Here is a 9,242-nt window from a genome sequence, read left to right on the forward strand (position 1 = left end):
GCCCTGGATCAACAGTGCGCCGAACATGAGTGCCATGGTGGCGTTGGCTGGGATGCCAAGGGTCAGCAAGGGAATGAAGGAGGAGGTTGCAGCGGCGTTGTTGGCCGTCTCGGGGCCTGCGACGCCTTCCGGAGCTCCCTTGCCAAAGCGCTCGGGTTGTTTGGCCCGTTTCTTTTCCATGGCGTAGGAGGCCATGGAGGCGATGGTGGCACCGCCGCCCGGCAGGATGCCCAAAAAGAAACCGAGGACGGAACCGCGGCCGATGGAGCCGGACGCCTGCTTAAGGTCCTTCCGGGAGGGCCAGACGTTGGCCACCTTCGACGGCGCTTTCGCGGCCCGGTGCCGTTCCTCCAGGTTATAGAGGATCTCGCCCAGGCCGAAGAGGCCCATGGCGATGGGTACGAAGTCGATGCCGTCAGCGAGCTGCATGCTGCCGAACGTGAAGCGGCTTTCACCGGTGAAAATATCCCGGCCTACTGTTGCCAGCAGGAGTCCAAGGGCCGCCGCGATGAGGGCTTTGGCTTTTGCGCCGTTGCTGATGGTGGCCACGAGGAGGATGCCGAGCATGGCCAGCGCGGTGTATTCGGGCGGCCCGAAGTCCAGGGCGAAGCTGGCCACGACGGGGGCGAGAAAGGTCAGGCCGATAATGGCTGCGGTGCCGCCAACGAAGGAGCCAATGGCTGCAAGGCCAAGCGCTGTACCTGCCTTGCCTTGCCTTGCCATTTGGTAGCCGTCAAAGACCGTCACCACTGAGGATGCTTCACCGGGCAGCCGCAGGAGCACGGAGGTGATGGTGCCGCCATATTGGGCGCCATAGAAGATCCCGGCGAGCATGATGATGGCGGTGACGGGCTCTACGTTGTAGGTCAATGGAAGCAGGATGGCGATGGTAGCTGCCGGCCCCAGTCCGGGCAGCACGCCGATCAGCATGCCGATCACGACGCCGATCAGGCAGTAAAGGAGGTTGGTGGGCTCCAGGACTACCGCGAATCCGTTGATAACGGGATTGAGAAAATCCACGGGAGGTCTCCTAGAAGAGGTGGGGAACTGAGGTATTCAACGCGAGGACGAAGATGGCATAAAAAGCGATGACGACGCTCACGCTGACCACCAGCGTGGAGCGCCAGGTTTCGCCACCGAGGAAACGCATCCAGATAATGCAGAGCACCAGGGCAGGCAGTTCAAAGCCAATCAGCGGCATCAGGGCCACCATGGCAGCGAGGGTAACCAGGCCGGTGAGCGGCGAGGTGGACATGCGCGTGAACTTTTCCGCGTCCCGGTTGTGCCGGCCGGCAACCAGCTGGAACAGGCCTAACGCCACCATGACGCAGCTGATGATGAACGGCCACAGGCCGGGCTGCGGGGCGGACGGTGTGCCCAGCCCCATTGCCATCGAGAGGATGGCTGCAGGAACGCCGACGCAAAGGACCACCAATGACGATGCAGCGTTGGCGAGGGCTCCGGCTGCGGGAGGCTTTTCTTCCTCCCACTGTGCTGCCAGTTGCTCTGGGGTCAGGTCATCCAGGACTTCATCGGGGACGGCATGGGGGGCGTCCCCGCCGGAGGCAGCAGTATCACTGCTGCCTCCGGCGGGCCCTGAAGGGGTTCCTTTCACAGAAGTCACTTATTTCCGCTCAGGCTGATGTCATACTTCTCCACCAGTTCCTTGTACTTTGCTGCGTATGCCTTCCATTCCGTGACGACTTCCTCGCCGGAAATCTCCTTCGGGGTCAGAGAGTTCTTCTTATTGAACTCCTTGTAGGCGTCGGACTTGAACGACTCCTGGAACGCGGCGTGCAGCTTGTCCTTGACTTCCTGCGGGGTGCCCTTCGGGGCAGCCACTGCGCGGTACTGGGCAACCGGAACGTCGTAGCCGGCTTCCTTTGCCGTCGGCGTATCGGGAAGGAAGCTGGTGCGCTCTTCCGAGAAGACCAGGAGCGGGCTCACCTTTCCGGCCTCGATCTGCGGCATGGCTTCGCCGAGCTGGATGGTGGCGAGCTCGACCTGGTTGCCCAGGACTGCGGTCAGGGCCGGCTTGCCGCTGTCAAAGGGGATGTCCGTGCCTTTGACGTCAGCCTGCTTGAACAGCACCGTCTGGGCCAGTTGGCTACCCGTTCCGACGCCGGTGGTGCCAAAGGTGACGTTGCGTCCCGCTGCGGTTACGTCCTGGAAGGTCTTGAATCCCGACTCGGCGCTGGCCACCAGCACATAGTCGTCCTGCGACAAGCCAGTAATGATGTCCAGGTCATCAATGTTCACCGCTTCATCGGCGGTTACGGCCAGGGGGGTGATGGTGATCAGGGATGCGTTGAGCAGGACCAATTCCTGGCCATCGGCGGGCTTGCCGGCTACTTCCTTGGTGGCGAGGGCGCCGTTGGCGCCAGGCTTGTTGACCACTGGCATCGGCTGGCCGAGGGTCTTGGAGGCTCCTTCGGCAAGGGCACGGGCGATCAGGTCGGTGCTGCCACCTGCAGCCTGGCCCACGGAGAGGTTGACAGGGCCGGACGGGTATGCGGCCGAGTCGGCCGCGCCGCCGCCGGCGACATTGCCGCACGCCGTCAGCGCCAGCAGCGTAACGGCCGAAGCCGCTCCGAGAATCGTGCGGCGTGTGGGGAAGTGCTTCATTGGAACTCCTAGTTGGCACGGCGGGCGTTGGGGCCCGGAACATCTGTGAAGCGGGTCACCCCGTTCGCTTTGTCGAGTGTAGGGAGTGGTTATGATGCATGTCTAAGCCCAAATCTGCATCGTTTGATACCGGGAAGGCATCATGTTTACTTTTGACCAGCTTGCTGGCTTCATCGCCGTAGCCGAGGAGCTCCACTTTGGACGTGCGGCGGAACGGCTTAATATGACGCAGCCCCCGCTAAGCCGCCAGATCCAGAAGCTGGAGAAGATTGTGGGGGCGGAACTGCTTGAGCGGGACAACCGTAAAGTGGAGTTGACCCACGCTGGACAGACGTTCCTGGAGGAGGCGCGCCGCCTCATGGCTCTTGCCGAACGGGCACCGGCAACGGCGCGGCGGATCGCCTCGGGCCGCTCGGGCCTTCTTCGCATCGGCTTTACCGCCGCCAGCGGATTCAGCATTCTGGGGCCGCTGCTGGAGGAGCTTTCAGAAATCATTCCCGATGTGGATGTAGACCTGCAGGAACTGGTCACAGGCGAGCAGCTCAGCGGCCTGCTCACAGGCGAACTCGATCTGGGCTTGGCGCGTCCTCCGTTCGACAAAGAGACGTTCGACTCACACCTGCTTTACCGCGAGTCCATGGTCCTGGCTGTCCCGTCCGGCCACCCACTGACGCTGTTGGCGCGGGATATCTCGCCGGAGGACTTCAAAGAGGAGCCGCTGATTATGCATTCCGCCACCCAGGCCCGCTATTTCTACGACCTCGTGGTTCGGACGCTCCCCTTCAGCCATGCCAACGTTGTCCACACCGTGAGCCAGATCCTGACCATGGTGTCGCTGGTTTCGGCAAAGCGCGGGGTGGCCTTTGTGCCGCACTCCGCCACCCTGCTGGGTATCAAGGGCGTGGAATTCCTCCCGCTCACAGGCGGCGACGGCGAACAGGTGGAGCTGCACGCCATCTGGAACCGCAGAATTACCAACCCTGCCCTTGCGCGCCTGCTGCGGGACCTTGAGTTCGCCATGGAATAGATTGCGGCGGCCGTCGCCACTCATGCCCGCAAGGTATCAATGCATACAAAATTGCACTTAGACAGGCATCAGCGCCGCTCCTAGTCTGGAAGGGAATCATCAGCCCGCCGCCCGCGGCGAACACACCGGAGGACCACACCGTGGCAAAGTACTCACCCCAGGAACTGGCGGACACCCTCAAGGAAGGCCTGTTGTCCTTCCCTGTCACCTCATTCGATGCCAAGCTGCAGTTCGATGAGGAGAACTACCGCAAGCACCTGGCGTGGCAGGCGAGCTTCCCGGTGGCAGGCCTTTTCGCCGCCGGCGGTACCGGTGAAGGTTTCTCCCTCTCAGCTGCCGAGTCCGAGCGCGTCGTCCGCACCGCCGTGGAGGAAGTAGGCGGCCAGGTTCCCGTCCTCGCTTCAGCTGGCGGATCCACGGTCCAGGCCATCGAGAACGCCAAAGCTGCAGAGGCTGCCGGCGCCGAGGGCCTCCTCCTGCTGCCCCCGTACCTGACCGAAGCCGACCAGGCCGGGCTGACCGAGCACGTGAGCGCAGTATGTGCCGCCACTTCCCTTGGCGTCATCATCTACAACCGGGCCAACGCCATCTACAAGGACACCACGGTGGCAACCCTGGCCGACCGCCACGAAAACCTCATTGGCTTCAAGGACGGTGTGGGCGACCTCGAGCACGACGCCCGTGTCTATGCCAAGCTCGGCGACCGGCTCTTCTACCTCGGCGGCCTGCCCACGGCAGAGACCTTCGCACTGCCCCTGCTCCAGCTGGGCATGAGCACCTACTCCAGCGCCATGTACAACTTCGTGCCGCAGTTCGCCCTGGACTTCTACCAGGACGTGCGCAACAACGACCGCGTGGCTGTGAACAAGAAGCTCAACGACTTTGTGATCCCCTACCTGGACATCCGCGACCGGGTAAAGGGCTACTCTGTCTCCATTGTCAAGGGTGGCCTGGACGCCGTCGGCCGCTCCGCCGGCCCGGTCCGGCCGCCGCTGCAGAACCTCGCCGAGCAGGACCTCGCAGACCTCAAAGCCCTCATCGCCACCGTCTCCTGATCCACCACCTCTCCTAGGAGGAACCACCGTGACCCTCACCGGACACTCCCTGATCGCCGGACAAACCGTAATCGGCGAAGGAAAAACCACCTTCGGCTACAACCCCGCCACCAACAAGCAGCTCGACCCCGCCTACTCACTGCTCACCGAGGACCAGCTCAAGACAGCTACCGCCTCGGCCGGCGAGGCCTACCCCTCCTTCTCCACCCTTGACCCGGAAACGCATGCCGGCTTCCTGGAAGCCATCGCGGACAACATCGAGGCCATCGGCGAGGAACTCATCACCCGGGCCAGCCAGGAAACAGGCCTGCCCGCCGCCCGGCTCCAGGGCGAACGCGCCCGCACCACCGGCCAGCTGCGCCTCTTCGCAACCGTTGTGCGTACGGGTGATTTCCGCGGCGTCCGCATCGATCCCGCAATTCCGGACCGCACCCCCCTGCCCCGCGCGGACATCCGCCAGCGCCAGATCCCGCTCGGCCCCGTCGCCGTGTTCGGTGCCAGCAACTTCCCGTTCGCCTTCTCCACCGCCGGAGGTGACACCGCGTCAGCCCTGGCAGCCGGCTGCCCTGTGGTATTCAAAGCCCACAACGCCCACCCCGGCACCGGGGAACTCGTCGGCCACGCCGTCGTGAAGGCCGTCAAGGACTTCGGCCTGCACCCCGGAGTGTTCTCCCTGGTCTACGGGCCCGGCGCAAGCATCGGCCAGGCCCTCGTCGCCGACCCCGCCATCAAGGCCGTCGGCTTCACCGGCTCCCAGGCAGCCGGCATCGCCCTGATGAACACCGCCGCCGCCCGCCGCGAGCCCATCCCCGTCTACGCCGAGATGTCCTCGCTGAACCCGGTCTTCGTGTTCGAAGGGGCCCTTAAGGGCTCCGCCGAGCAGATCGATGCCCTGGCCCAGCAGTACATCACCTCCGTCACCGCCAGCTCCGGCCAGCTCTGCACCTCCCCCGGGCTGCTGTTCGCCCCATCAGGTGAGGCAGGGGACAAACTCGCCGCCGCCGTCGCACGCGCTGTTTCCGCCTGCACCGGGCAGACCATGCTCACCGAAGGCATCGCCGGCTCCTGGAACGCCGGCACCGAAGCCCTCGGCAGCGCGACAGGTGTAGACCTGATCGGGAAGGGACTGGAAGGGGAGACCAAGAACGCCCCGGCTCCTGCCATCTTCGGGACCCAGGTCAGGGACTTCGTGACCAACCATGTCCTGCACGAGGAAATCTTCGGCGCCGCGTCCCTGGTCATCCGCTACACCAGCACCCAGGACCTGATCGAGGCCATCAGCAGACTCGAAGGCCAGCTCACCGCATCGCTGCAACTCACAGAAGAGGATTACCCCACCGCGGCACCCCTGATCCCGGCACTGGAGCAGAAAGTGGGGCGCATCATCATCAATGGCTGGCCTACCGGCGTCGAAGTCGGCCACGCCATGGTTCACGGCGGACCCTTCCCCGCCACCTCCGACGCCCGCACCACCTCTGTCGGAACCCTCGCCATCAACCGCTTCCTGCGGCCCGTCGCCTACCAGAACATCCCCCAGGAACTCCTCCCGGCCCCACTGCAGGATGCCAACCCCTGGAAGGTCAACCGCCTCATCGACGGCACCGTAGTCCTGGCAGCCGAAGAGAAAGCCGAGGTCGGCGCATGAGCAACCAGCCCACCATCACCCATGTAGAAGTAGTCCCCGTCGCAGGCCATGACAGCATGCTGATGAACCTCAGCGGCGCACACGGCCCCTTCTTCACCCGCAACGTCGTCATCATCACCGACTCGGACGGCAGGACCGGCCTGGGCGAGGTTCCCGGCGGCGAGAAAATCCGCACCACCATTGAGGAAGCCGGCGCGCTGATCAACGGCAAGCCGGTGGCACGCTACCGCTCCCTCCTGCGCGAAGTGGCAGCTGTCTTCGCCGACCGCGACGCCGGCGGCCGCGGCCTGCAGACCTTCGACCTGCGCACCACGGTCCACGCCGTCACCGCCGTCGAGTCGGCGCTGCTGGACCTGCATGGGCAGTTCCTCGGCGTCCCGGTGGCGGAACTTCTCGGCGACGGGCAGCAGCGCTCCTCCGTTCCGATGCTCGGTTACCTCTTCTTCATCGGCAACCATGCACGCACCGACCTGCCCTACCTGGTGGAGGACGCACCGTCGGACCGGTGGGAGAAGCTGAGGCGCCAGGAGGCCATGACGCCGGAAGCCGTCGTCGCGCTGGCAGAAGCGGCACAGGAACGGTACGGCTTCAGCGACTTCAAGCTCAAGGGCGGCGTGCTGTCCGGCGACGACGAAGTGGACGTGGTCACGGCCTTGGCCGAGCAATTCCCCGAGGCCAGGGTGACGCTGGACCCCAACGGCGGCTGGCTCCTGGACGAAGCCATCCGGCTGGGCAAGCGGATGCAGGGCGTCGTTGCCTACGCGGAGGACCCCTGCGGCGCTGAAGGCCGCTTCTCCGGCCGCGAGGTCATGGCCGAATTCCGCCGGGCCACCGGCCTGAAGACGGCCACCAACATGATCGCCACTGACTGGCGGGAAATGTCGCACGCCATCCGCAGCAACGCCGTCGACATCCCGCTGGCCGACCCGCACTTCTGGACCATGCACGGCTCGGTGCGGGTGGCCCAGATGTGCCACGAGTTCGGCCTCACCTGGGGATCGCACTCGAACAACCACTTCGACATCTCGCTGGCCATGTTTACGCACACCGGCGCCGCGGCGCCCGGCGAGATCACCGCACTGGACACCCACTGGATCTGGCAGGACGGCCAGGGCCTCACCAAGGAACCACTGCAGATCAAGGGTGGGGCCATCGAGGTTCCGGAGGCCCCCGGACTCGGCATTGAACTGGACCGCGAAGCCCTCGACAAGGCGCACCAGCTGTACCTTGCTCACGGCCTCGACGCCCGGGATGACAGCATCGGCATGCAGTACTACATCGATGGCTGGTCCTTCGATCCGAAGCGGCCCTGCCTGGTCCGGTAGCAAGCCTCAAGCAGTTGCCTTCGGGTAGCTGTCCGGCATGCGCCGTCCAGTAAAGTAGTGGGGTCGCTGTGGCCGGCCCCACTACTTTCGGAAACCCGCAGCCGGCCTGCGTTATCTATTCCGAAGGAAACATTCAATGGTGTCTGTGGACAATGCTGTCTCGGACGTGGCCTCGGCCACGAAAAAGTTCTTCAAGCGCGTGTTGCCCATCATGCTGGTCATGCTGGTCTGCAACCAGCTGAACCGGTCAAACATCGGGTACGCCCAGGACCACCTCCAGGCAGACGTTGGCATCGGTGCCGCCGCCTACGGGTTTGGGGCCGGGCTGTTCTTTATCGCGTATGCGATCTTTGAGCTTCCCAGCAACGTCATGATGGAAAAGTACGGCGCCAAGGTCTGGCTCACCAGGATCATGATCAGCTGGGGCACGGTTTCCTTCCTCATGGCGTTCGTACAGAACGAGACCATGTTCTACGTCCTGCGGTTCCTGCTGGGCGCGGCAGAGGCTGGCTTCTTTCCCGCCGTCATCTTCTACTTCGCCCGCTGGGTCCCCGCCGGCCAGCGAGGCAAAGCGACGGCAATCTTCATCGCCGGCTCTTCCATCGCCGCAGCGCTGTCCGGACCCATCGCCGGGATACTCCTCAGCCTCCACGGCGCCCTGGGCCTGCGCGGCTGGCAATGGCTGTTCGGCTTCGAAGGCGCCCTGTCCGTCGTCGTCGGCATCACCGTGTTCTTCCTCCTGGACGCCAAGATCAAGGACGCCAAGTGGCTCACCGCCGCCGAGAAGAGCGCCCTGTCCCAAGCCATCGCCGATGAGGACGCTCAGCACGCCCCAGCCGACGGCGGAAAGATCAACCGCTGGAAGATGCTCCTGAACCCGCAGATCCTGCTGCTGTGCGGCATCTACTTCTCCGTGCAGCTGTCCATCTACGCCAACACTTTCTGGCTCCCGAGCATCATCAAACAAATTCCCGGCACCACCGACCTCACCGTCGGCTTCCTGTCCTCCATCCCGTGGATCTGCGCCGTGTTCGCCATGTACTTCGCCGCAAAGCTGCAGGACAAGGCCCGGTCCAAGAAGCCGCTGCTGGTGGCCGCGCTGCTGGTTGCGGCAGTTGGCACGTTCGCGGCAGCCATCGCGTCCCCGGTCATGGCCCTGGTCTTCCTGGCCGTCGCGGCCATGGGCTTCAAGAGCGCATCCCCGCTGTTCTGGACCATCCCGCAGTCAGGCCTGCACCCCCTGGTCCTGGCCCCGGCCATCGCGATCATCAACTCGCTGGGCAACCTGGGTGGGTTCGTCGCCCCGTTCGGCTTCGGCATCATCAAGGAACAGACCGGAAGCGTCATCCCTGGCCTGTTCGCGCTGGCGGCCGCATCCACCATCGCCGCTGGCCTTGTTTACTTCCTGAAGGAACGCCGCAGCGGGAACGATGCAACACCGGAAGTTCACGAACTGCCGGTCGAGGCTCCGGTCCCCAGCCGCGCATAATAACGCAGCCAGTAACGCACAGTCGCCCGGGCCGGGGTTTCGTCCCGGGCGTTTGGGTTACTGGCCCGTGATGACC

8 protein-coding genes are annotated in these 9,242 nt (G+C 64.4%); 5 read left to right on the forward strand and 3 right to left on the reverse strand.

Annotated elements, in window-relative coordinates; all coding sequences use genetic code 11:
• The 3 genes from AC5RWX_RS26645 to AC5RWX_RS26655 form a co-directional block, all read right to left on the reverse strand.
• On the reverse strand, positions 1–1,020 hold a 1,020-nt coding region (locus AC5RWX_RS26645), incomplete at its 3' end, for a tripartite tricarboxylate transporter permease (RefSeq protein WP_494099279.1).
• A 10-nt stretch (positions 1,021–1,030) separates the two neighbouring features.
• Positions 1,031–1,615 carry a tripartite tricarboxylate transporter TctB family protein gene (locus tag AC5RWX_RS26650; protein ID WP_494099286.1) on the reverse strand — a complete coding sequence of 195 codons (585 nt, stop codon included), beginning with the start codon at positions 1,613–1,615 and terminating at the stop codon, positions 1,031–1,033.
• 5 nt (positions 1,616–1,620) lie between these two features.
• A complete protein-coding gene (locus AC5RWX_RS26655; RefSeq protein ID WP_494099280.1) occupies positions 1,621–2,625 on the reverse strand; it encodes a Bug family tripartite tricarboxylate transporter substrate binding protein in 1,005 nt (334 codons plus the stop codon).
• A 142-nt stretch (positions 2,626–2,767) separates the two neighbouring features.
• Here AC5RWX_RS26655 and AC5RWX_RS26660 point away from each other — a divergent pair, with 142 nt between their 5' ends.
• The 5 genes from AC5RWX_RS26660 (at position 2,768) to AC5RWX_RS26680 (ending at position 9,166) form a co-directional block, all read left to right on the forward strand.
• Positions 2,768–3,652 carry a LysR substrate-binding domain-containing protein gene (locus AC5RWX_RS26660; protein ID WP_494099281.1) on the forward strand — a complete coding sequence of 295 codons (885 nt, stop codon included), beginning with the start codon at positions 2,768–2,770 and terminating at the stop codon, positions 3,650–3,652.
• Between the two features lie 140 nt (positions 3,653–3,792).
• On the forward strand, positions 3,793–4,707 hold the full coding sequence (gene kdgD, locus AC5RWX_RS26665) for a 5-dehydro-4-deoxyglucarate dehydratase (protein ID WP_494099282.1): 915 nt from the start codon (positions 3,793–3,795) through the stop codon (positions 4,705–4,707).
• 28 nt (positions 4,708–4,735) lie between these two features.
• Entirely contained in the window at positions 4,736–6,352 is a 1,617-nt protein-coding gene (locus tag AC5RWX_RS26670) for an aldehyde dehydrogenase (NADP(+)) (protein ID WP_494099283.1), read from the forward strand.
• On the forward strand, positions 6,349–7,677 hold the full coding sequence (locus AC5RWX_RS26675) for an enolase C-terminal domain-like protein (RefSeq protein ID WP_494099284.1): 1,329 nt from the start codon (positions 6,349–6,351) through the stop codon (positions 7,675–7,677). Before AC5RWX_RS26670 ends, AC5RWX_RS26675 begins: the two co-directional genes overlap by 4 nt.
• Before the next feature lie 136 nt (positions 7,678–7,813).
• Positions 7,814–9,166 carry an MFS transporter gene (locus tag AC5RWX_RS26680; RefSeq protein WP_494099285.1) on the forward strand — a complete coding sequence of 451 codons (1,353 nt, stop codon included), beginning with the start codon at positions 7,814–7,816 and terminating at the stop codon, positions 9,164–9,166.
• Positions 9,167–9,242 lie beyond the last annotated feature (76 nt).

It is taken from the genome of Arthrobacter sp. SPT-J7 (genome assembly GCF_059089965.1).